Below are 24411 nucleotides of genomic sequence, written 5' to 3' on the forward strand. Positions count from 1 at the left end.
GGCCAGTTTGCCCCGAAACAGGTGGTCACTTTAAAGCGAAATGGGGTGACAGTTTAAATGCGGAACGGCTGGCCATTTTTGCCGAAATGCCCAATTCGATGACATTTTCATATAAAAAACTCATTAAGTCTGAATTGCCAGAAGATGGAAAAGCAGATTAATTTATAACCCTTTTTTGCGTTCTTTTGTAAATGTTTTTTACTAATATTAGCACTTATGGATAATGAAGTTTGGAACATTTCAGCGGACAATAAGGCCAAAATAGATAAGGACATTGCAAATTATATAATTGAGCAAGCTGAAAAATCTCTTAAATACTCTATTGAGGTTGCTGATAAAACCACATCGAAATCAATAACTTTGCTTTTAGTCTTTTTGCCCGTAACATCTACCATCGTAGGCTTTTTAATAAATTCTGTTAAACAAAATAAAACTTTGATTTCATCAGAAACAATTTTGCTGGCCTATTTACTTATCGTTTGTATAGTGGCACTTATTTTTGTTGTGAAGCTTATGCTCCCACGTAATACTATGGCAATAGGCAGAGAGCCAAAACAACTGGTTGTAGATCAGATTCTTCAGTTAACTGATCGAAGTAGCGACGAAAAATTATTGATATATAAATTTAACGAAATAAAGAATTATCAGCACAAGATCGATTATAACCGAAAACAAAATGATTCCAGAATATTGCTATTTAGACATATATTACTTTACACAGGTATAACTGCGATTTTGGGCTTAATTTGCTATATCCTTATCGTGTACCTATCGGCAGTTCAGTTGTTGTAGGTTGCGGAGCATCTACTGGAATTTCTGGATAATCATTTGGGTCAACCATATCAATTTCTAATTCTTGTAAAGATATGAACTAAATTTTATTTTTGTAAGCTGGCGGCAAGGTATTATTGTGTAATCTATTTATCTGGATACCAGCCCCAATCTTTAAAGAAATCTCTATAGTGGATCTCTCTGTACTCTGTTTCCTCAACAGGGTCTTTTCTGGAAATTCTTATCGGTACAACGTCTCCCATTTGTGATGCAACTATTCCATAATTATTGTTAATAGAACCCAGAAATTCATGGTAGAGGGTGTAAAGGACTAAAGTTTCATGAAACCTGTCGATCCAATCTTCAAAAGATTGTACCCTGAGTTGACTATATGGGTCTTCCTTAACATAGTTGTTAAGCTGAATATGGCGTCCTAATATGGAATATTGAGAATGTGCAATTGAATTCCTGATTTGAAAGTTATAAGTATTTTTAAAAGCATCGTATAATCTGGGAATGACATTTTTAAATCTATCACGTATTTTATTCCTGATAATAACATCTCTGCTTCCAGTTGCTCCTTTTTCCCGGCTCGTGGTCATTAGTTTATAGTGCCAATCATATACATTTCCTTCCAATAGGTTTGCAAGCTGAAAAAATTTCTTAATGAAAGTATCCGATTCCCAAATTTTGAGGTATATCAGCATTTCAGTCTGGATAGATATAGATTCATCAAAATTTAACACATCTATTTCTTGTCCCCTTTCCTCTGAATATTCGATATTTTTAAGATAATCTGGCAGTGCTTTATTGGACATGTTATGCTTCACATATTGACCAATAAAGTCATGATGTGTATGTTCGGAGTGCCCCTCATGGTTAGGGCCGAACATATATGGACTCATTTTCTCATTCAAGTTATCCCAAGTATGTACTTCAGGATTATAAAACGCATTTAAATGAACAAGTAATAAATCACTATCATGTGTTTGCTTTGTTAGAATTAATTGATATAACTGCTCAAATTGTGGCCTGAGTTCTTTGTACTTCGCGTCTAAAATATCTTTAAATAACATAGGCTTCCTTTTTATACATAAATCAAAGTTACTATGATTAGTCCAAAAATTTTGTAATTGCTCAATTGCAATCTAGCCTATTTATCAATGTAGTTCGTAGCATCTTAATTTTTAACACCTAGTTAGGTAGTTGTCAAATAGAATTTATAACAATATTGATAATTGTGTCTAATCAAATTTCTATGAAAAGAATATCAGATAAGCGCAATGTAACCCCTGAGCAAGCAATTGAAATTCTTGCTGAACATGGAACAAAGGTTACAAAAGAAGAAGCAAAAATGATTTTGGATTTCATGTATAAATTTTGTATATTAGCTGTTAATCAATTAGTTACGAATGAAAGGATAGAGAAAAAATGAAAACCAAAAATATCAACAATACAGTGGTATATCGGGATCGAAGAACGCATCGATTTGATCAAAAAGCACATTCAGTCAATGCTCTTATTAACAAAAGGAAAATAGCATATTTATATATTCGGGTTAGTACCGATGAGCAGGCTGACCGTGGATTTTCACAAAGAGATCAAGATCAAAGGCTTCATGAATATTGCGAAAGAAATGATTTGCAGGTAGGCAAGGTTATTTATGAGGATTATTCAGCTAAGACTTTTAAAAAGCGCCCTGCGTGGTCTAAACTGCTTGCAGAGCTCAAGAAAACAAAAGGAAGGAATTGTAATATGATTCTTTTCACTAAATGGGATCGTTTTAGTAGAAATACAGCCAATGCATATAATATGATTGATGTGTTAACTGCTATGGACATCGAACCAAATGCGATTGACCAGCATCTGGACTTGAAGGTGCCGGAAAGCAGGATAATGCTTGCAGTATATATTGCGATGGCTGAGGCTGAAAATTTACGACGAGGATTGAATGTAGTTGTAGGGATGAGACGTGGTAGATTGGAAGGGAGATGGATGGGAAAAGCACCAGCTGGATATGTAAATAAAATGCGGGAAGATAAAACCAAATATATTGAATTGCAGGAGCCGGAAGCCTCACATATTAAATGGGCATTTAAAACATTGGCTGAAGGTACTTATGCAACAGATGTCACTTGGAATTTGGCCAGAGAGAGAGGTATGAAATGTAAGCGTAATACATTTTGGGCAGTTATACGTAATCCGGTCTATTGTGGTAAAGTAGTTGTTCCACCAGATGAACATAATGATATGTTTCTTTCCGATGGAAAACATCAGCCTTTAATAAGCGAAAAACTGTTTTGGGAAGTACAGGATATACTTAACGGTAGAAGTAAAGTTCAAAGTGTTAAAGCCGAAACGCCATTGAATTTGCCTCTAAGAGGTTTTTTATATTGTCCTTTTTGTAACAAAACATTAACTGGCAGCCCATCTAAAGGAAGATCTGAATACTACTATTATTACCACTGTAAATCACCCTGCAAAGCGAGGTTTAAGGCCGATGATATAAATAAAGATTTTGAGAGGGAATTGTTAAAGTTTGTTCCTAAACCTGGAATGGCGGAGCTGTATAAAAAAGTAATCTGTGACATCACGATGGATGACAAGGAAAATTTTGAAGTAAGCCGTAAGAAATTGATTAGTGAAATATCAGATCAAAACAATATCATAACAAAGATTAGAGCGATGCTTCTATCTGATGACCTTCATATAGATGATTATAAAATTATGAAATCGAAATGTGAGGAAAAGATAACAAGATTAGAAGCAGAGCTAAATGACATAAAAGACAAAGCAGCAATAAAGACTGATTATGCAACACTTGTTGATGAAGCATTAAAAAGACTAAAAAAGCTGTATGAATTGTATTGCAACGGCACAATTGAGCAAAAACGTTATATCATTGGTTCGATCTTTCCAGCAAAATGGACAATTTTTGAAAATAAAGGTCGAACCGAAAAAGTCAACCTAGCAGCACTACTTATCTATCAGATTAACAACACTTTACGGCATAAAAAAACCGGAGTTAGAACTAAAATTAGAACTAACTCCGGCTTGGTACCCAGCGCCGGAGTCGAACCGGCACGGTTTCCCACAGGTGTTTGAGACCAGCGCGTCTACCAATTCCGCCAGCTGGGCATTTGCTTATTCAGCGGGATGCAAATGTATAAATTAAGCACTTAATCTACAAATTTTATTTACTTCTTTTTTTGTTGATCCGATTTACGAAGACCTCATTCGTTTAACAGATTTCCTAATAACAACTGATTCAGTTGTTTAACCTTATTTTTACCCATTTCTACGTCCATTGGCAGATAAACTAAATTTTGAAGTGTTAGCTCATTTGAGGATTCAGACAAGAAATCGGAGAAACCCATTTTCACTAAACTGGAAGCTTTTGAAGTGGCATCGAATCCATTTTCCCTTAATTTATCGATTAACAATGACGGATTAGCCACCAAAATTGGAATTACCCAGTGTGAGTGCCATAAGTTTGCATTACCAATAATATTTCGCGAATCTACATCCTCTAATAATTGGGTTGTCAGTATCCTTCTTTTATGAATATGAGATCGATTAAAATTACTTAATTTACGCCGCAGCATACACAAATTAGCATAACATGGCCTGTATTTGATCTTCCTCATTAAATCTCTCCCAGGAAAACTTCTCGTAAAACCAGTAATAAACGCGTCAAAGTCTTTACCTAATTGCTTGCAAAGCCAATAAGCTATGGTAAATGGCCATCTTGCGGTAAGCATATTAATTAGGGCTGCAGTAAGTATTTTTTTGAAATAGCGACCACCATTCTGTAGTGGTAGCCTGTTGTTTAATATTTTTACGGCAGCAAGTAGCTCTTCATTTCGAATATAAAGTATCGCTCCGCTTAAAGCTGTATTTGTCTTAATTAGTCCAAAACTGAACATTGCCACGTCTGATCTAAAATTCCCCTCGTAAACTCCGTCATAAGCTTGTGCACAATCTTCTATTACAATCAGATGATGTAATTTCGCTATATCAAGCAATGGTTCTGTGTCCATTATGGCGCCAAATAAATGAGTAATTAGCAGCAGCTTTGTTTTAGTCGTGATAGCGGCCTCTATCTGTCCCGCGGATAAGCCCAGTGTATTTTTATCTATGGGTAAGGGTACAATTTTTAGATGATAGCTGGCAATAATTGCAAAAATATCCGGAATGTTCACATCCGCAACCAGTATTTCGTCACCAGGCTGAAGATTTAACGCCTCTAATACAAGATGTAAGCCTGTGCGAACAGAAAGACAGGGCAATTGCCCTTCAGAGAAATTTGGCCGTTCTTTTTTTAAACCGCAAGTACTGCCAATACTGTACATTGCCGCCCAAAAAAGTTCAGCAAAACGAATATCTAACCTACCTCTGGCAATCATTTGTTAAGCAATATGTGCAACTGGCAATTAGTTTAATACTTTTTCATCTTTCAACTTCCTATCTACAATAAAAGGTGCAAAAGGCAGTAATGAAGCCAAAAAAATTAAAACGGTTTTACCAAACTTCCATTTTTGCTCTTGCCAAGTCAAAATTAGCGTAGCGGCATATAATACAAATAACAAACCGTGGGCCCATCCGGTATATTTAACTACCTCTTTATAATGGAGAAGATATTTAATTGGCATGGCTATAAATAATAAAAGCAGATAGGATATTCCTTCTGCTACGGCTACTTTACGAAAAATAGAAAGGGAGCTATTCATTGATCTGATTGTTTTCTCCGAAAGTAAAACAAAGCTCTTGCGTGACAAAAACTAAAAAATGATTTTACAATCGGGTGTTTTAAAGGCTAAAAGCCGGAGGCTTAAGGTTTAGGCTGATTAACGCAATCGTCATTCTGAACTTGTTTCAGAATCTTTCCTTTATTTAGTTGTTTTTTAACCACAATTGGATACCTATTTCTTTTACACTATTATTTTCTGGCTTATTCCATCTACTTCGTTAAGCGTTCCCTAATCCTGTCAATATATTTTTGTCTATAAAAATTATCTTTAATGAAGGGCAATAATGCATCAGATTCTTCCGGATTGCTATCAAACTGTTTCATCAGATCATATAATTCGCTGGCTAAATCCTTTTCTATCGCTTCGACATTTTCTTTTATCTGCACGCTCTTTTCCGCATCTGGTTCAAATTCCAAATCCATTAAGGCCTCATTTACATCCATCATTTCCATCAAAAAAGATTGAGGCAATTGATAAGTTTCATCTGCTGCTATGATACCTTTTAACTCGAGCACGTATTTTAAGCGTTTTTTAGCATTACTTAATGTCTGATAGGCCTTGTTGTTCAAAGTCGACAGATTGAGCACTTCTTGCTGCTTCTCTTCGCTTTCATTGGCATAAAAATCGGGGTGAAACTGTTTGCTCAAAGCATAAAACTTAGTTTTTACCGCATTTTGGTCTGGATTAAACTGAATCGGTAACTCGTAAAAATCGAAATAATTAATATCTGATCTTGCTACACTCATGATGTATATTAAATTAAAAAGCCGCAGATGTACAGATCGACTGGTCAAATCTGTACATCTGCGGCAATGATATAAATTTGGTTTTACTTACCGAAAGATTTTAAGATATCATTACCAAAAGCAAACACCATTAAACAGATCAGGATTACAAAACCCACAATCTGGGCCTTCTCCAGCACTTTCTCACTTACAGGTTTACGTTGTACCATTTCGATTAAAAGAAACACTACGTGGCCTCCATCTAGGCCTGGAATAGGCAATAAATTCATAAATGCCAATGCCATCGAAATTAATCCTGTTAAAGTCCAGAATTTAACCCAATCAAAAGTACTTCCATATACCTTGGCAATTCCAATCGGACTGCTGATATTACGTGCACTTAACTTTCCGGTTATCATTTTCCCAATGCCTTTTGCATTATCTACAAAAGTGCTCCATGCCATGGTTGCCCCAACTGGAAGTGATTGTATAAAGCCAAAATCTACGTGCGCGCTTGGAAGTTCTTTAGAATTAGCAGCTACACCGATTGTACCATTATCTGCAACTTTTGGCGTAAAAGTGATCGGCTTACCATTCCTAAGTGCAGAAATGGTAATTGTCTTATTTTTATTACCCGAAACCTCACTAACAAACTCATCGTAAAAAGTAATTGCTTTATTATTTACGGTTAAAATGCTGTCGCCAGGCTTAATTCCAGAAACATAAGCAGGATAAACAGGCTTTTCCCATTTTTTACCAAATAAACCTGCAATACGATCAAAAAGTGATGGCTTATCCCCGTTTTTATCTGGAGCAATTACCATTTTAATACTGGCCATCTTAACACGGGGCGCAATAAAATTCTCTTTGTCGTTTTTCGATATTTTATTCAAAATGGTATCTGGAACCGAAATATATAGGGTTTTATTATTCCTTAAAATGGTTAATTGAGCACCATCGAATAATACCTTGCTAGAGATCACATCTTCGAATTTGATCAACTTACTTCCATTTACTGCTAAAATCCTATCACCGTTCTTCAACCCGATTTCTTTACCGATATTTCCTACAGCAATACCATCAGTTAATTTGTCGTTAACGGTGTAATTTTGTCCGTATGTGAATGTAAGCATCCAAAAAATGATAATACCTACAATTACATTTACGATAATACCGCCAAGCATTACGATTAAACGTTGCCAGGCTGGTTTAGAACGGAATTCCCAAGGTTGTGCAGGCTGAGCCATTTGCTCAGTATCCATACTCTCATCAATCATTCCGGCAATTTTTACATAACCACCGAGCGGCAACCATCCCACTCCATATTCAACATCGCCTTTTTTGAAACTAAAAAGTTTGAAACCCCATGCGTCAAAAAATAAATAAAACTTTTCTACTTTAATACCAAATGCTCTGGCTGCCAAGAAATGCCCTAATTCGTGTAATATTACCAATAAAGACAATCCGAGCAGCAGCTGCCCCGCCATAATCAATCCATTCATATTCGCTTATAAAATTTTTATATTAGATGTTAAACTATACTTTTTGTTACTAATTCGCCGGCTAAGATACGGCTATGTTTGTCAGTTTCTAAATAATCGCTCAATTGTGGTTTTTCAACAAAACTGATTTCTTCCATACACCGTTCAATAACCTCGCTCATCTGCAGGAAACCAATTTCATCCTTCAAAAATGCTGCTACAACAATTTCATTTGCGGCATTTAAAATACAAGGCATATTCCCCCCTTTTCGTAAGGAGGTGAATGCCAGGTCTAAATTCCTGAACGTTCCTAGATCTGCCTTTTCAAAGCTAAAGCTTGGATAATCTAAGAAGTTAAAACGCTTAAAATTGTTTTTTAGCCTATCGGGATAATTTAAAGCGTACTGAATAGGCAATTTCATATCAGGAACGCCCATCTGCGCCTTCATAGATCCATCGGTAAACTGAACAATTGAATGGATGATAGATTGAGGATGAACAATAACATCAATCTGATCTACATCGAGGTTAAACAACCACTTCGCCTCAATTACCTCTAAACCTTTATTCATCAGAGATGCAGAATCTATCGTGATTTTTGCGCCCATTACCCAATTGGGGTGTTTTAAAGCCTGCTCTTTTTTTACGGTTGATAAGAAATCTTTTGTTTTACCTAAGAATGGTCCGCCGGATGCTGTTAAATAAATTTTCTCAATCTCATTTTGCTCCTCACCAACCAAACATTGAAATATGGCCGAATGCTCTGAATCAACTGGTAAAATTTTAACCTGGTGTTCAGTTGCCAGTTGTGTAATCAATTCGCCTGCAACCACCAAAGTTTCTTTGTTGGCTAAAGCAATATTTTTCCCTGCTTTTATGGCAGCAATGGTAGGTTTTAATCCTACGGAGCCCATTAAAGCCGTTAATACCACGTCGCTATCGCTATAAGCAGCAACTTCTGACAAAGCAGCCTCACCGGCTAAAACTTTAATATCAAAAGCCGACAAAGCATTTTTAACCTCACTGTACTTGCGTTCATCACAGATTACTACTGCATCAGGTTTAAACTCCCTCGCCTGCCGGATAAGCAACTCTGAATTCTTTAATGCAGATAGTACAGCCACTTTGAATACTCCAGGATGATCCCTGACAACCTCTAGTGCCTGTGTACCTATACTTCCTGTAGAACCTAATATGGTTATTCTTTTCAAATCGTTTTTAATATCGTTAATGCTCAAAGTTAATTAAGCATCTATTTAATCATTTTTTATTGTTTACCCCTTTTTGTCATTCTGAAAGCATCTGTTGAGTCAATCGTCATCTCTACTGGAGCACAGCGAAACGGAGATATCTATCTAAACGGATTTCTCGACTGCGTTGCACTACGCTCGAAATGACGACTCGTGGTTAAACAATATACTTCTCCAACCCCTCTGCAAACTTCCTATCATTGCTTAAACGTGGCACTTTGTTCTGTCCGCCCAGTTTCCCTTCACTTTTCATGTAATTTACAAAAGCATCTTTTTGCAAAGTACGTATAATCAATGGCTGAAGGATGTTTCCTTCAATCAGGTCAAAGTAATAAATATTTTTCTTTTGCAAAGCCTCATCAACCTTTTTGCTAAAAGCAGCCATATCTTTAGGGGCAGACGAAAATTCTACAAACCACTCGTGGTAAGGCAATTGACCAGCTTCCGGATTAACCTGAGGTGCTACTGTAAATTCTGTAATTTCTACCTGTTCTTCATTGGCCACACTCAAAATTGCCTGTTCTACCTCTTCTCCTATTACGTGTTCGCCGAAGGCAGAAATGAAATGTTTTATTCGTCCCGTTACCACGATTTTATAAGGGTTTTTCGAAACAAACTTAACGGTATCGCCAATACTGTACCCCCATAAACCAGCATTGGTATTTAAAATCAACGCATAGTTGGTATCTAGTTCAATCTCACCTAGCGATAACCTCGTTGGCTTATCGTTATAATATTCATCAGCCGGAACAAATTCGTAGAAAATACCTGCATCAGCCAATAACAATAAACCTTTATCTTTTTGCGAATCCTGGTAAGCAATAAATCCTTCGGAAGCAGGATAGGTTTCAATGGCATCAATTTTTCTACCAATACTTTGCTCAATTTTTGCCCGATAAGGTTCAAAATTTACACCACCGTAAATAAACAGGCTAAAATTTTTAAATATTTCAGCGATTTTCTTTCCGCCTGATTTCTCTGAAAGTTTATCGAAATACATCTGCACCCAAGGTGGAATACCAGAAATCAAGGTCATATTTTCATTGATGGTTTCCTCAACTATGGCGTCAACTTTTTGTTCCCAATCTTCAATAATATTGGTTTCATAAGAAGGCAATCGGTTCTTTTGCAGGTACGCAGGAACATGGTGGGCCACAATGCCCGATAAACGCCCTATATTAATACCGTGCTTTACACTCAGCACCGGGCTCCCTTGCAGAAAAATCATCTTTCCGTTTACAAAACCGGCCTTACCTGTTTCATTAATATATGTTAAAATGGCATTCCGTGCAGCTTTTATGTGCTCGGGCATCGATTCTTTAGAAAGTGGAATATATTTTACGCCTGAAGTGGTGCCTGATGTTTTGGCAAAATAAAGTGGTTTACCTTTCCAAAGTACGTCAGATTCACCCGTTACAACACGATCTATATAAGGCTTTAATCCTTCGTAATCCTGAACCGGAACATGTTTTTTAAAATCAGCATAAGTTTTAATCTCAGCGAAATGATGATCTTTTCCGAATGCAGTATTTTTAGCCTCTTCAATCAGCTTTTTTAAGATATTATGCTGAGCATTTACGGCATTTTGTTTCCATTTGTTAATCTGCCAAACTGCAAATGCCGCAAAGGGTTTACTTAATGCTGCTTTTAATCCCATGTTTAATGCTTGAATTTTGGAATAATAGAGTAATTAATGGCGAATATCGGGCTTAAACAATATTATGTAAAATATCAGGATGCTCGTCGCCTTTATATTCGCTCGAAATTTTGCGGTATGCAACTGTTAAAGCTACACTGGAAAGCGGAACAATGATAAATGAACTTAAAATATTTACAATGAAAGCAATTAACGGCCATTGCAGGTAGTTTAAAAGCAGATAAATTAAATATCCTCCTCCTAAAACAACCAATAGCAACAAAATCTTAGTAAAATTTCCTTTAGTAGTGGCCAAACTCAATTTGATCGAATCGAATGGTGTTGCGCCTTTATCAATAATAAAAAATGGAAAAAAGGAGATCCTTAACCAAGTAATAAAAATGGCAATAATACCCACAGAGATGGCTACATTTTTTACAATTTTGACATTAATTCCGGTATATATAAAAGGAAAAGCAACCAGGATTACGACTAAATAAACACCAAGGATACAGCCTACAAAATAAAGGGTAGCTACCAGGAACCTAATAATCTGTTGTCTGGTTGGAAGCGTATCAACAATTTTCACATCACTTTCTTCATCGTCCATTAAATGGAAAATATATTTAAACAATGAAAGATTAATGGTAAAATAAAGTAAAACGAAAATAATCACCATGATAACGCTTAAAGCTTTGCTCACATCTTTAATAAAAAAAGCCATTAAGCTTGATGCACTAGCGGTGATAAACATTAAAAAACATAATGTAGCAATAGAGAAATAGTGTTTTTTGGTAATGCCCCATGCTTTTTGCATTACATCGTTAACGGCGAACGTACTTTCTTTTAGATAATTTATCATTGTTGTTTGAATACCACACGTTTAAATAAATCCTGTATAAATCCCAAACCATAGGCAGTTAATTGGATAAATGAAGATATAATGCTCAAAAATGCAACTTTTAACGATTTATTTACAGACCATGAATGAAAAAATATCAACATAAAGTAAATCAATAAGAAGAAGTTACAAACATATGCCAATGGAGGATATATAAAGTTACATAAAATAGTAAAGCCAAAACCCAATGTGAACAAGGCAGGAAAAAAGTGTACAAGTTTTAATTCTTTTGGGAAATGTTTGTAAATATTGATCCTGGCCCTTCCAAAAAAGTGCAACTGTTTGTAAAACTGGCTGAAACTTGTGCGGCGCTTATGGTAAACCTTAGCCGCTGGAATTAACCCAATCTTAAAACCATTTTCGTGAATACGGATACTGTATTCTATATCCTCTCCCAACCGGGTTAAGATAAAGCCACCCACTTTCTCCCAGGCCTGACGCGAAACACCCATATTAAAACTGCGCGGGTGAAATTGCCCAACATGTTGTTTGTTTCCGCGGATCCCACCAGTAGTAAAAGGCGAAGTCATGGCATAGCTGATTGCTTTTTGTACCGGCGTAAAACTATCGTGCGCCGCATCTGGACCTCCATAAGCATCTAAATGATGTTCATATAGGTAGTTTTTAACAATTTCAAGATAATCGGCCGGAACGAGAATATCTGAATCAAAAATGATAAAATAATCTCCTTTAGCCCTTTCAAAACCAAAATTACGGGCAAAACCCTGTCCAGCGTTTTCCTTGAAGTAATATTTAATATCAAGTTTATCCGTATAAGAAGCTACAATTTCCTTTGCATCGTTTTTCGAACCATCTTCAATAACCAAAACCTCAAACTGTAAATAAGTCTGTTTGGTCAAGGTATTTAAAAGTTCGTCAATTTCTTGAGGACGATTATAAAGTGGAATAATGATGGAGAAAAACATGTCTTGAAGCTGAAAGCCGAAAGACTAAAGACCAAAGCGCTTTATGCTTTAAGCTTTAGTCTTTCAGCTTATTTAAGTTCTTTTTCGATTAGATATTGATTTCTTTCTGGTGCATTACGCGATAAAAGTTCGGCAATAAAACCTGCCAGAAACATCTGCGAACCAACAATAATAGCCACCAGCGATAAATAAAATAAAGGCTGATCGGTTACGTCCCGGTAGGCTAACCCCTTCCAGATTAAGATTTGTTTTTCTATAAGTACATAAAGCGACATAATAATTCCTAAAAAGAAACTCAATACACCTAATGAACCAAAAAAATGCATGGGGCGCTTACCGAATTTACCCACGAAAAAAATAGAGAGTAAATCTAAAAAGCCGTTTATAAATCTGCTGAAACCAAATTTTGTGGTGCCATATTTACGTGCACGGTGTTCTACCACCTGCTCGGCTATTTTACTAAATCCGGCCCATTTGGCAATTACCGGTATATAGCGGTGCATCTCGCCGTAAACTTCGATGGTTTTAATCACATCGCTACGGTAAGCTTTTAAGCCACAGTTAAAATCGTTCAGCGCTATACCACTCATTTTGCGGGTGGCTGCATTAAAGAGTTTAGTAGGTATCGTTTTGGTAATGGGATCGTAACGTTTCTTCTTCCAGCCCGAAATAATATCAAGCTTTTCTTCCTTAATGCGTCGGTACAATTCAGGAATTTCATCCGGACTATCCTGTAAATCGGCATCCATTGTAATCACTACATGGCCCTGCGTGGCTTCGAAACCAACGTTCAGGGCTGCAGATTTTCCGTAATTCCTTCTGAACTTGATCCCTTTTATGGCGGGGTTTTGAGATCTTAATTCTTCAATTACCTCCCAGGACCTATCGGTGCTACCATCATCAACCAAAATAACCTCGTAGCTGAAATTATTGGCAATCATCACTTTATCAATCCACGCCGTTAATTCGGGCAAAGATTCATCTTCATTAAATAAGGGTACTACAACTGATATATCCATTTTTGAGTATTATCGTCATTGCGAGAAGGAACGACGAAGCAATCTATTTTGAAAGATTACCACATTCCTACGCATTTCCCACGCTTCATTCGCAATAACGCATTATTAAAAACGTGCAAATTTCATCAAATTAAATGACAAAACCTGCACGTTCAAAATTTTATAAAAGAAATTAGTCTTCTTTAGGAAACGAGTTAAATGTAACTGGTTCTTTTCTTTTTAAAATAGCAGCCAATATTAGCGAAAGCACTCCATATAATGCAAGTGAAACGCCAAAACTGGTAAATATATTTTTAAAAGTTGGCTCAAGTTTTTCCTGCATATTACCTGCTTTAGCCATAGCTTCATCAATTTGCTCACTAGCCATGCCAAATTTCTCCATCATCGCCCTTTGTGCTGTTTCGATAGCAGCTGCAGCCTTGGCCGGAAGATCAGGATCGATAATTTTCATCAGTACAACGTTGTAAAGTGTAGCAGTTAGTGCCAAGATTAATGAAACAATTAAAAAAGCTTTAAAAGCTTCTCCAAATGTCCAAAAACCACCAATTTCTTTACGAATGTTAATCCCTACCACTACCAATAAAGCAATAAACAAAACAAATATCCCTATCTGCGCCACAAAGCTGGTGTAAATTAATACAGGATCAATAAAATGTAGCGTTAATGATAAAATGATTGAAACTGCAGCCAGCATTAATCCATTTTTTAAAGCCAATTTGGAAATAAGAGCACTCTTGTCCATTTTTTTTTAAATTTTAGTTAGTTATTGATTGTTGTGATCAATATATAAGATGCAGCATCGAAAGCTTTGTTACTGCTATACTGAATTAATTCTTTTTCGGTTTCTTTACTACCTTCTACATCCAGGAAAAAAACCATAAACGGCACAAACAGTTCCTGCATTTCTTCACTAATGTTTAACTTCGCTGCTGTTTTGCAAATTTCCTCTACACTGCTTTCTGCAAGCTGCTGGTTACTAATCAATTCTTCGTAAATTTCAAATTCATCCTGAAACTCATCGTCTTCTACCAACAAAAATTCTTTTAGGAAATCACCCAATTCTGGATCTAAATCTTCGTCCTTACACTCTTTAATGTAAAGCAAAAGATTTAAGAGTTCGGTTCCCCGATCAATAGTTTCTTCTTCGATATTTGCCCACTCATCGCTTTCCAGATAATCATCTTCTAATTTCTGTACATCGTTGCTAAAGAAATTCACCATCAATAAATCAAAAAATACTTCACGTAATTCTTCAAATTTAGGATGAGAATCGAAAACCGCATCAAAAGCGGTAGCCTTATCTAAAAAGTTAATATCAAGCTCAAAAGCGGCCAATAATTCTGTTTCAAACCCCTCTACATTAATAGCCGAAACCTCTGCATACTTGTTAATGGCTGCACTTAGTGCTTTTTTTACTCTGTTATCCATAGGATCAATATTTTTTAGGATTAAAAGATCATTACATCGATCGTCATGCTGAATTCATTTCAGCATCTATATAGTCAGGGATGTGGAGTTATTCCAAACTACCCTTCCCAGTACTGATTATTATTATAAACCAACTTCACTTTTCCGGTAAGCTCGGCACCCAACAATGGGCTGTTTGCCGATCTTGAATAATTGCTGGCTGCGTTGTACAACCATTTTTCGCTGGTGTTAAGTATTGTAAAGTTCGCCTCAGCCCCTTCTTCAATTACCGGAACTAGTAAATTTAACAATTTACGTGGATTAACCGCCAACTTCTCTGTAATAAGACCGATATCCAAACCAGCTTTTATCAATAAAGGCACAACAGTTTGCAGCGCTATAATGCCGTAGTGGGCAATTTCGAACTCTACATTTTTAAATTCGATTTCCTCGGGGCGGTGCTGAGAAGTAATGGCATCGATGGTTCCATCTTTTAAACCAACAATTAGCGCTTTTACATCAGCTTTTCCGCGCAAAGGTGGCTTAACCTTATAATTACTATCAAAATCGCTTAAAAGTTCTTCTGTAAACACCAGGTGATGTGCCGTTACATCACATGAAACCTGAACACCATCTTTCTTTGCCTTCCGGATTAAAGCGACAGCCCCTGCAGTTGAAATATTGCTGATGTGGATTTTAGTTTCGTTGTAAGAAGCCAGAAAGATATCGCGTGCGATGTGCATCTCTTCGGCTAATGCCGGTAAACCTTTCATGCCCAAAAGCACAGAATTTTTGCTCTCATTGATCTGCGATTTACCTGCTATAGATTTATTTTCGGGATGAACCATTAACAAGGCATTAAAACCTTTTGCATATTGTAAAGCGCGACTCATAAAGCCATCATCCTGCAAGGCTTTATCTCCGTCAGAAAAGGCTACTGCCCCTGCCTGCTGCATATCAAAAAGTTCAGCAAGTTCTTTTGCTTCACGGTTCTGACTTATAGCGCCAACAGGCAAAACATCAACCAAATTGTTTTTGGCCTTATTAATAATGTATTCTACCTGAGATTTTGACTGTACAACCGGATTGGTTTGCGGCAATAAAGCTAATCCGGTAAAACCACCAGCTTTTGCGGTTGCGGTTAATGTTTGAATATCTTCCTTAGTTTCGAAACCGGGGTCGCCGGCAGCGCAGTTTAAATCGAAAAAACCCGGCGTTAAAAAAGCACCCTGAGCATCAAAAATGGTTTCGCTTTTATCGGCAATTAATTTACCTATGTTTTTAATTTTACCATTTTCTACCCGGATATCGCATTGTTGATTATTAAATTTACTTTGCGGATCGGCAACGGTTACATTTTTAACCAGGAGATTCATATTGTTTTTTTTGTGTTGTTAAAAAATCGGATGAGCAAAATTTCTGCTGCAATAAAAATCAGCGACAAAATTAGACAAAGTTTCCATAAAGTTTGCCCGATTTTATTACCGCCGGCAATTAATTTAACGGCATCTTTATCAGTATCGAATATTTTAAGATTACTTTTACCTGCTAACTGTTCAAGTTCTGTTTTACTTAAATAGTGCATATCAGATTCTGTTCGGCCATTGTTGAAACTATAAACAGCGAGCAGCGAATCTGCAAGTTTTAAGCTATAAAAGCCTGCATTTTTTACCTGATCGGCAATGTAAATCAATGTTTTCCCATCTGATTGACGTATTTCAGGAATCGCTTCAAAATGATCGGCTGTGATTTTTAAGCTCTGGTTTTTACCCAAGCTGATTTTTTTACTGGCCAAGCTATTGTCATTGCCAATATTATAATATAAAGGCACTTCATTCCCCCCACTCAGGGCCAAGCGATAAATTAACGGCACGAAAACCGGATGACGGGCTAAATTTCCATCACTGGTATTTAATCCCGAAGCTGATAGATAAACCTGGCCGTTCCCAACCCCATATTTAGAGAAGAAGGGCTTTCTGCCCGGCAACAACATAATATCTTCTTTGTTGAAGCTGTTTTTCTCCACAAAAGAATAATAACGGGAAACAGTTGGTAAATCCAGATTTTTGGGAATTTCTTCAAAAACCGTCTTGAAAATGGGGTTTTGCAAATCAATCTGGTCAACTTTACTTGCTGTTGTATTTAAACCTTGAATGGCAGGAAGCGACAATCCGCTTAAAAATGAATTATAAGTTTGAATATTGGCATCCAAATCAGGAAAAAGTACCACTGTACCACCTGCATTCAGGTAGCTTTTTAACTGTTGCGCCAATCCTGTTGAGGGGTTTTTCAATCCATTCAGCACAATTAAGCCATAATTGGCAAAATTGCTGTAGTTCACATTGCTTTCTGCATTTTCTACAAGTTTGTAGTAACTATCGGCCGCAAATAATGCGTTAATATAATTGCCTGCATTAGCGCCATTAATACTTAAAACAGGGAAACTTTCATCTACTTTAAAACTGAAAGAAAGCGTATCATCAAAAGTTACCGGAAAATCTTTAATGCTCAAAATACCTTTTTGCCAACCTGCATTAAGTCCTGAGAAATTAAGGGTATCCTTAACTGTTTTACCTGCAGGAATGGTTACAGCACCCAATCCTTTTTGCTGGTTATTGATGCTTAATTTTAACGGAATATTCTTTGCTTCTTCTTCTGAATAATTTTTTAGCTGTACCACTAAACGTTCATTTGCACCCGGCTGATGATTTGGAGAAAGTGTCCAAACGCTATCTACCGCAACATTAGGCAAGGTATTGGCATTCAATTTCAAAAATGAATACTGAATATCGGCTTTGGTTTCGAGTTTTTTTGTGGATGAGCTATTTTTTTGAAAATCGGAGATCAAAAAGCTATACTTATTTCCAGAACCTGTTAAAACATTGCCTTGCCTGTTTAGTACTTGTTGAAGGTTTCGGTTTGCTGCAGATATTTTAACATCATCCAATGCTTTTAAAAAAGCTTCCTCATTTAACAAGCGTTGATGTTTGCCTTCGAAATCGTTAGTTAAAAGCTGAAAACGATCATTGATACCAAAACCTTTAACCAGTTCTTTTGCCCTCCGCTTGGCTTCATCGAGCAAATTGCCATCTTTATTAATGGCTTCCATGCTGTAAGAATTATCGATATAAATGCTGACTATATTTTTTAAAGCAATACTTTTTTGATTGTTTGCCGGAATGTAGGGTTGAGCAAATGCCAATACCAAAAAGATGATTGCCAAAATACGCGATAACAGTATAAGCAAATTTTTAAGCTTTTCTTTGGAAGAATTTTGCTGCTCTACTTCTTTTAAAAGCTGAACATTAGAGAAATAAATCTTTTTAAACTTCCTGAAATTAAATAAATGAATAATAACCGGGATAGCAACCGATATTAGTGCAAAAAGAAAGCCCGGATAAAGGAAATTCATTAAAAACCAAAGATAGAAAAATTATGGAAAGTGGCGAATTACTAATGTAATAAAGTCGTTTTAATAACTAAAGCCAGGAAATTCGATATTTACAATTTTCCAGCCAGCCTTGTGTAAAGCAAAATACAGTTTAAAGGGTCCGCTGATAATTTTCGATTGTTTCTGAATCACATTTCGATAACCGGCAACGCCTTCTACAAAGCCCATACCTTTACCATCGTCGAATAATTCAAAATTAACATCGATAATATCATAACGTCCACCTACATATTCATCTGATTGACCAAAAATACCTTTCAACCGCCCAATGACCACGTCTTTGCCGATAATTTTATTTCCAGGCAGGATAAAAAAATCGTTCAGTTCACTTGTAATCGCCTTCGATTGTTTAAACCATGCGCTTATAAACCTAATGGCACTATTTACGATATCGGCCTGATGGTTAAAAATAGATGTTTCCTGCATTTTTTGATGTCTTTCATTGATTAAGGTGTACCTAAAACCTAATGTCACGTTGAGCCTGTCGAAACACCTTTATTATTGCCCTTCGACAGGCTTTCCGTAGGAGTCCTTTGTACAGGATGACGGTTTTATGTAATGATACACCTCAAAAACTTGACGAAGTTAACTATTCTTTAGCCTTTCTCTAATTTCGGCGAGAGAATAATCAATTAACAATTTGCCATCTCTAAAAACTTCTTTCAATTCGCCCTGTGCTTCTTCTTCCCAGGTACATTGGTCTTTCAATTCGTATTCGCCTTCTGCATTTTTAAAAATCTTCAGTAAACCTTTTGCTGATTTCTTGGTTCCATCATCGGTAATCGGATCTTTAAATATCTCGCGACCGATGCCATTTACTTCACCATAAGTGGCTTTCATCGCAAAACCAAAAGTATCGCGCGTATTATATTGATAGGTAAATGAACCGATGCCAAAAACAACATTGGTAGAAGCAAAACCTTTAGCTTTTAGCCGCTCGCAGATCTGTGTCGCTCTTTCGGTAGTAATGCTATCTCCATAAATAGCACCAATCTGCGGTACCAGTTCTTTAAATCCTTTGTCGTTGGCTTTTCCACCGAAAACATCCCAAAGCAGCTCGATTACACCCTTTTTTTCATTTTCGTTTTTGCCATTTGGATTTCCACAGATAATATCAACCGGATCTCCCGAATCTGGCCTAATTACCACTTTACCTGGACGGGCGATAATATCATCTTTTAAAACAGGTAGATACTCGGTCAGCACTTTCCATAAATCCCAGGTATCAGAAACGATAGATACAATTCCTCTCGGGTAAACTTCTAAAATCAAACGTTTAAAGGTTTCGAGCTCTCCAGTATTGGTTCCCATACACATTACAGAGTGTTCTGTAGCAGCTACTGATCCACCGATTAACTCTTTATCTGAATCTGCATTGTAATACTCTTCTAAAAAATCGATGGCAGGAATGGTATCTGTTCCTGTAAAACTCAATAAATGCCCAGCTGCTGAAGTTACTGCAGCTTCCATCCCACCCATGCCGCGCATAGAGAAATCGTGTCCCTGCCAATCTACAAATTTAGGTACAGATGACGTTTCCACGGCATATTTATCCAAAATGGTGCGGTATTGTTTAGCTATGGTAGCAGAATTACATGGCAACCACACCACTGCTGATAATAAGGTTTCGAAATAATTGGTCAGCCAGAAAAACTCTGGTTTGGTATTATACATGGTAAACATTGGTACACGCAAAGGTACTTCAGCACCTTCCGGTAATGATTTAAAGACCATTGGAATATAACCTAAATCGTGCAGATCTGCAATGTGCTGCGTGCCTACCAGGTTATCGCCAAGGTAATTATTGATCCTACGGGCATATCTCTTTAAAATTTCTTCTTTTGGCTGTTTAAAGAAATTCTGGTTAAAATCTTCAATAATGTATTTTTTAATAAAGTATTGTAAACCAAAAAGTACTACATGATTTACATTTTCAAGTCTGCTTTTTCTAGGTGTCCAGTTAGAATAAACCAATGTGGTATTTTCAGGGTACTGTCTGCGGTGGTCAACTTTATAACCGTCTGTTAATAATAATGGATTCATGGTTCGATGTATTTAAATCTTATTTATTTCTTCCTTTTTCGTGTGGATACAGGCTTTGTAACGTATCACTCTGCCAAAATTGTTTAGTTTCGATATCTAAACAGCTTAATTTAGGCCTATGGTTCCTGGCGAATGCCTCAGTATATAGCTAAGCGGCTTACTGATTCCTTTTGTTATTTTATTATCCATGAGCGTATTGATTTATGAGTTTCAATTTTTTGTTTAGTGCCTCATCACTAAACACGAAAGGTTTTTCTACAGGTGTGATTAAGTTTTCCAGATGTTTGCTTTGAATAAACCCATGCTGTTCTTTTACAAATTGACTAATATTCTCAATCAGCAAAATATCATCTTTGGCAAAAGATCTAATAAAATGATCTCTTAATCCGATTTGGATTGCCCTTCTTTCTTGTTTTGCACCATAAGGATCGTGATCTGGATCCCATTGTAACCTGATCTTTGAATTTTCCAGTTCATTTCTCCATTGGTCATGCGAAATGCCATCTGTTTGTTCAAATGAAGTGTAAACTGCATTTTTTAGGTAATTATGGAATGCATCAATTTTAAGATGAATGGCTAAAGTAACTTCCTGCCCTTCTTTAGTCCCCCAACCACTTCTATACATCATCCACAAAAAGTTAGGTTTTATCCAGGTCATTCTATTTAAACTGAATCCACCTCCAAAAAATTGATTTTTGACTGCAAATTCACCGATTTCTTTTCGGTAAGCCTGATAAACGATTATTTTTTCATCATCATACTGAGCCATTATATGGCATCCTGATCTTGGCCATTCTAAAATTTGTTCTTTATACTTTTTTACTATTATTTTCATTTTGTAATTCTATTAGCAACTCATCTCATTGTTTAATGCGATTGAGTTTTTCTTCATAGAGCTGGTAATTTTCATCGTCAAAACAAACGAAGATTACCTTGTCTATTTTTTCTTTTTGAGCAAAATTATTTACCGTGGTAATAGCAATATCTGCTGCTTTATCTTTAGGGAAATGATAAATTCCTGTGCTGATGTTTGGGAATGCTATCACCTTAACATTGTTTTTAACGGCAAGGGTTAAACTGTTACGGTAGCAATCTGCAAGCAAAGCATTTTTTTCTTCGCTATCACCATTCCACACAGGTCCAACAGTATGGATCACGTATTTTGCCGGCAAATTGCCTGCAATAGTAATTACCGCATTTCCAGTTTTGCACTTTCCCTGCTTATCTCTGATGGTCACGCAAGCTTCTAAAATTGCTTTACCACCTTTTCTGTGGATAGCACCATCTACCCCACCGCCACCTAATAACGAACTATTCGCAGCATTAACAATAGCATCTGCTTTAATTGTTGTGATATCGCCTTTGATTAATTCTGTGGTCATTTCATTTCTATTTTACAATTCATCTCTTACTTCCATCAATGCAAATCCCAAAAGATTTAAGCCTTTCCAATGCATTGGTATTTTTGCATCTACATGGTCCTCTGCCAAACCTATGCCCCAAATTGCATCAACCGGACTGGCCTCGACCAGTATTTTATTTTTGGTTTGCAACAGGAATGCTTTCAATGCTTCATTTTGAGAAAATTTAAGCAGGTTTCCCTGTTTTACAATATCAAATTTATGGGCATCCCATTTTTCTACATCAAAATTTTTGATCTGCCTGCCCAGATCTTTGACATCTTTCGGCGATTTTTTTGTTAATATTTTCTCAAAAACCTCATGATCATTAAACAACAGTGCTTTTTTTGCCATCATATAATGTTCTGCTGTTTGATAGATAATATCATTTTCCACAAAAGAAGATGGCCACCACTGACTTAAACAGGTTTTAATAATAGATCCATCTTTACTTTTTTGATGTCCCCAAAACATTAAAAAGCCGACTTCTTTTTCATCTACCATTTTAAGTAACCAATTTATATCGTACATCATAACCTATTGTTTTAAATCAATTTTTATTTCTTCCTACCAAATCTTTAAGCTTTGCCACTACAGCAGCACTAAGTTTATCGAAGGTATCGTACTGGTCAATTCCTTTTCTTTTGCAAACGATATCGATATTGCCTTTCCGCCAAAACCCTTCCTCACAGCAAACCATCAGCTTGCCCGAGTCAGCAAATAAACCCAGCTCCATCATTGAAATGGGCGATTTAGAATTTGCTTCAAGAAATAACAAAATCACATCAGCACTTTCCATCGCATCCAGTTCCTAGTTTACCTGCTCACAGAACTGTACATTCTCAATCGACTGTGTCCAGCTATGATCCCAGGATTTTCTTCGCGGATTGAAAACAACTACATCATCCAAAGTTTCTTCTTGATTTGCCTGATGAATAAATTCTTGCTGCCAATCAACCGAGTGACCCATATCGATGGTTCCAGCAAGGAACATCGACACATCAGATGGCAAAATATTTTCTGGGGGAAGTATCGTTCTCATATTATTTTATAAAATATCTATTAATTTTATCTGCGTTACGCCTGCATGATCAACCTCTTTGATCGAATCTGTTGTAAAAATCTGCTCAAAATATCTACCTAACTCATCAAAGCCTTTACTGAATATACCATGACTGATCGCCAAATACAATTTTCCAGCATTTTTGACCTTTAGTGCCTCGGCCAAACCAATAAATGTTCCACCACCATCACAGATATCATCTACAATTAAACAATCGGCACCAGCCAGATCTTCACTATACACTTTAAAACCAGACAATTTTCCTGTTTTTACATCACGGCTTTTAGAGCATTCTATAACTTCTGTTCCACCTAAAAAATCAGAAACTTTATAAATTTTCTTCAAAGCCCCGCCGTCAGGAGAGATCAGTTTAACTTCGTTTCCAATTTTTGCAACAACATGTTTTATAAATTCGTGATTAGAAATGGTAACACAGTTATTCAGTAATGCCGGGGTTACTTCACTATGCGGATCGAAAATGGTCACATTTGTTAAAGCCATGGCATTAATCATATCTGCATATACTTTTACTGATAATGGCTCGCCCGGAATCATCACCCGATCTTGCCTGGCTGCTGGGAAATATGGAATAAAAAGATTAATTTCCTTCACGCCCATTCTTTTCAAAGCATCAACCGTAATACAGATCAGACCAAAATCATTAAAGGAATTTATTCTTTGCGTAATGGTAACAGGAGTAGCAACATCAAAATTGTTCGAAATTTTAATATGTGGTTCGCCACCTGCAAATAAGAAAGATTTGTACTCGATTAAGTTATTTTCGCCTAGCGGAGTAAAACTTGGATTAAGATTTAACATATATTTGCGTATTATTTACACAAATATAAAAATCATTTTTAGAATGCGAAGAATAATTTGTGTTTATTTTACGCAAACCTAATATCGAATTGGAAATTTTCCTTCAAAAGCTGGTTATATTTTGTTTTATCGAAGGTGAAAAGTTTGCCTGGTCTGCCACTAGCACCCATTTTAACCACTTTATCAGTTTCTGTAACAATTCCAAAACTTAGAATTTTTTTTCTAAAATTCCGTCGGTCTATATCTCTTTCTAAAATGGAGCAGTACAGATTTTCAAGATCGGAAAAGAGAAATTCCTCATCCAACAGATCAAAACCAATCGGCTGGTAGGTGAGTTTGCTTTTTAAACGTTGATGAGCAAGATTAACCATTGCATTATGATCATAACCCAATTGCGGGATTTTGGTAACCGGAAACCATTTGGCATCTTTAGCGTCTGTATCAGCTTTTAGTACAAAGTTTTTAGGATTTACCAGCGCAAAATAGGCCACAGAAATTACCCTGAAGCGCTCGTCGCGATGAACATCATCGCCAAATGTTGCTAATTGTTCCAGATAATTTACAGTAATACCGGCCTCTTCCTTAAGTTCACGTTCTACGGCGATTAGTAAAGGTTCATCATCCAAAATAAAACCACCAGGCAATACCCACCGATCAGCCAGTTTACCAAAGCGCTGCTGAACGGCCAACACATAAAGTGTTCCTTTTTCATAGCCAAAAACAATGGCATCCACAGCGATTTTAATATTTTGATCGATCATTCTTTAA

Annotated in this window: 24 protein-coding genes, 1 tRNA gene and 1 pseudogene; 3 read left to right on the forward strand and 23 right to left on the reverse strand. The window is 36.6% G+C overall.

Going from position 1 to position 24411, the window contains the following annotated elements:
• Positions 1-216: 216 nt before the first annotated feature.
• Complete coding sequence (locus tag HDC90_RS22620; RefSeq protein ID WP_184470504.1) at positions 217-792, forward strand: hypothetical protein; 576 nt, start codon at positions 217-219, stop codon at positions 790-792.
• A gap of 125 nt (positions 793-917) precedes the next feature.
• Here HDC90_RS22620 and HDC90_RS22625 read toward each other — a convergent pair whose 3' ends face one another.
• Positions 918-1847, reverse strand: coding sequence for a hypothetical protein (locus tag HDC90_RS22625; RefSeq protein WP_184470506.1), 930 nt, complete (start codon positions 1845-1847; stop codon positions 918-920).
• Between the two features lie 182 nt (positions 1848-2029).
• Here HDC90_RS22625 and HDC90_RS22630 point away from each other — a divergent pair, with 182 nt between their 5' ends.
• Together HDC90_RS22630 and HDC90_RS25800 are read left to right on the forward strand one after the other, a co-directional pair.
• Positions 2030-2206 carry a hypothetical protein gene (locus HDC90_RS22630; protein WP_184470508.1) on the forward strand — a complete coding sequence of 59 codons (177 nt, stop codon included), beginning with the start codon at positions 2030-2032 and terminating at the stop codon, positions 2204-2206.
• On the forward strand, positions 2203-3876 hold the full coding sequence (locus HDC90_RS25800; protein ID WP_370576665.1) for a recombinase family protein: 1674 nt from the start codon (positions 2203-2205) through the stop codon (positions 3874-3876). Before HDC90_RS22630 ends, HDC90_RS25800 begins: the two co-directional genes overlap by 4 nt.
• Here the strand turns inward: HDC90_RS25800 and HDC90_RS22640 are convergent.
• From HDC90_RS22640 to HDC90_RS22745, 22 genes and pseudogenes are all read right to left on the reverse strand, one after another.
• Positions 3827-3909 (reverse strand) — tRNA-Leu (locus HDC90_RS22640). The two genes, HDC90_RS25800 and HDC90_RS22640, sit on opposite strands and share 50 nt — an antisense overlap.
• 95 nt (positions 3910-4004) lie before the next feature.
• The gene (locus HDC90_RS22645) at positions 4005-5177 is read right to left on the reverse strand and encodes an aminotransferase class V-fold PLP-dependent enzyme (protein ID WP_184470510.1); all 1173 of its coding nucleotides are present in this window, start codon (positions 5175-5177) and stop codon (positions 4005-4007) included.
• 27 nt (positions 5178-5204) lie between these two features.
• Positions 5205-5501 (reverse strand): DUF3817 domain-containing protein, encoded by a 297-nt coding sequence (locus HDC90_RS22650; RefSeq protein ID WP_184470512.1) that lies wholly within the window; start codon positions 5499-5501, stop codon positions 5205-5207.
• 230 nt (positions 5502-5731) lie between these two features.
• Positions 5732-6268, reverse strand: a complete 537-nt coding sequence (hscB, locus tag HDC90_RS22655; protein ID WP_184470514.1) for a Fe-S protein assembly co-chaperone HscB — start codon at positions 6266-6268, stop codon at positions 5732-5734.
• An 83-nt stretch (positions 6269-6351) separates the two neighbouring features.
• Positions 6352-7749, reverse strand: coding sequence for an RIP metalloprotease RseP (gene rseP / locus HDC90_RS22660; protein WP_184470516.1), 1398 nt, complete (start codon positions 7747-7749; stop codon positions 6352-6354).
• A 29-nt stretch (positions 7750-7778) separates the two neighbouring features.
• Positions 7779-8939, reverse strand: coding sequence for a 1-deoxy-D-xylulose-5-phosphate reductoisomerase (locus HDC90_RS22665; RefSeq protein WP_184470518.1), 1161 nt, complete (start codon positions 8937-8939; stop codon positions 7779-7781).
• 196 nt (positions 8940-9135) lie between these two features.
• Complete coding sequence (locus tag HDC90_RS22670) at positions 9136-10635, reverse strand: GH3 auxin-responsive promoter family protein (RefSeq protein WP_184470520.1); 1500 nt, start codon at positions 10633-10635, stop codon at positions 9136-9138.
• 52 nt (positions 10636-10687) lie between these two features.
• Positions 10688-11476, reverse strand: coding sequence for a hypothetical protein (locus tag HDC90_RS22675; RefSeq protein ID WP_184470522.1), 789 nt, complete (start codon positions 11474-11476; stop codon positions 10688-10690).
• A complete protein-coding gene (locus HDC90_RS22680; protein WP_184470524.1) occupies positions 11473-12441 on the reverse strand; it encodes a glycosyltransferase family 2 protein in 969 nt (322 codons plus the stop codon). The genes HDC90_RS22675 and HDC90_RS22680 overlap by 4 nt, the downstream gene beginning before the upstream one ends.
• Before the next feature lie 68 nt (positions 12442-12509).
• Complete coding sequence (locus tag HDC90_RS22685; RefSeq protein ID WP_184470527.1) at positions 12510-13460, reverse strand: glycosyltransferase family 2 protein; 951 nt, start codon at positions 13458-13460, stop codon at positions 12510-12512.
• A 172-nt stretch (positions 13461-13632) separates the two neighbouring features.
• On the reverse strand, positions 13633-14202 hold the full coding sequence (locus HDC90_RS22690) for a DUF4199 domain-containing protein (protein ID WP_184470529.1): 570 nt from the start codon (positions 14200-14202) through the stop codon (positions 13633-13635).
• 17 nt (positions 14203-14219) lie between these two features.
• Complete coding sequence (locus HDC90_RS22695) at positions 14220-14888, reverse strand: hypothetical protein (RefSeq protein ID WP_184470530.1); 669 nt, start codon at positions 14886-14888, stop codon at positions 14220-14222.
• A gap of 98 nt (positions 14889-14986) precedes the next feature.
• Positions 14987-16243: a dihydroorotase gene (locus HDC90_RS22700; protein WP_184470532.1), complete on the reverse strand. Its 1257-nt coding sequence runs from the start codon at positions 16241-16243 to the stop codon at positions 14987-14989.
• Positions 16240-18279 (reverse strand): BatA domain-containing protein, encoded by a 2040-nt coding sequence (locus HDC90_RS22705; RefSeq protein ID WP_184470534.1) that lies wholly within the window; start codon positions 18277-18279, stop codon positions 16240-16242. Before HDC90_RS22705 ends, HDC90_RS22700 begins: the two co-directional genes overlap by 4 nt.
• 60 nt (positions 18280-18339) lie before the next feature.
• Positions 18340-18744: a hypothetical protein gene (locus HDC90_RS22710; protein WP_184470536.1), complete on the reverse strand. Its 405-nt coding sequence runs from the start codon at positions 18742-18744 to the stop codon at positions 18340-18342.
• A 159-nt stretch (positions 18745-18903) separates the two neighbouring features.
• Complete coding sequence (locus HDC90_RS22715; protein ID WP_184470538.1) at positions 18904-20361, reverse strand: nicotinate phosphoribosyltransferase; 1458 nt, start codon at positions 20359-20361, stop codon at positions 18904-18906.
• A 181-nt stretch (positions 20362-20542) separates the two neighbouring features.
• Entirely contained in the window at positions 20543-21196 is a 654-nt protein-coding gene (locus HDC90_RS22720; RefSeq protein ID WP_184470540.1) for a DUF4291 domain-containing protein, read from the reverse strand.
• A 25-nt stretch (positions 21197-21221) separates the two neighbouring features.
• Positions 21222-21743 (reverse strand): O-acetyl-ADP-ribose deacetylase, encoded by a 522-nt coding sequence (locus HDC90_RS22725; protein WP_184470541.1) that lies wholly within the window; start codon positions 21741-21743, stop codon positions 21222-21224.
• 12 nt (positions 21744-21755) lie between these two features.
• Positions 21756-22295 (reverse strand): NADAR family protein, encoded by a 540-nt coding sequence (locus HDC90_RS22730; protein ID WP_184470543.1) that lies wholly within the window; start codon positions 22293-22295, stop codon positions 21756-21758.
• Positions 22296-22311: 16 nt separating this feature from the next.
• Positions 22312-22803: pseudogene (locus HDC90_RS25595) on the reverse strand (nucleoside 2-deoxyribosyltransferase domain-containing protein).
• A gap of 6 nt (positions 22804-22809) precedes the next feature.
• On the reverse strand, positions 22810-23643 hold the full coding sequence (gene prs, locus HDC90_RS22740) for a ribose-phosphate diphosphokinase (RefSeq protein ID WP_184470545.1): 834 nt from the start codon (positions 23641-23643) through the stop codon (positions 22810-22812).
• A 68-nt stretch (positions 23644-23711) separates the two neighbouring features.
• Positions 23712-24404, reverse strand: a complete 693-nt coding sequence (locus HDC90_RS22745; protein ID WP_184470547.1) for an NUDIX domain-containing protein — start codon at positions 24402-24404, stop codon at positions 23712-23714.
• Between the last annotated feature and the right edge of the window lie 7 nt (positions 24405-24411).

It is taken from the genome of Pedobacter sp. AK013, from assembly GCF_014205835.1.
Taxonomy (GTDB): domain Bacteria; phylum Bacteroidota; class Bacteroidia; order Sphingobacteriales; family Sphingobacteriaceae; genus Pedobacter.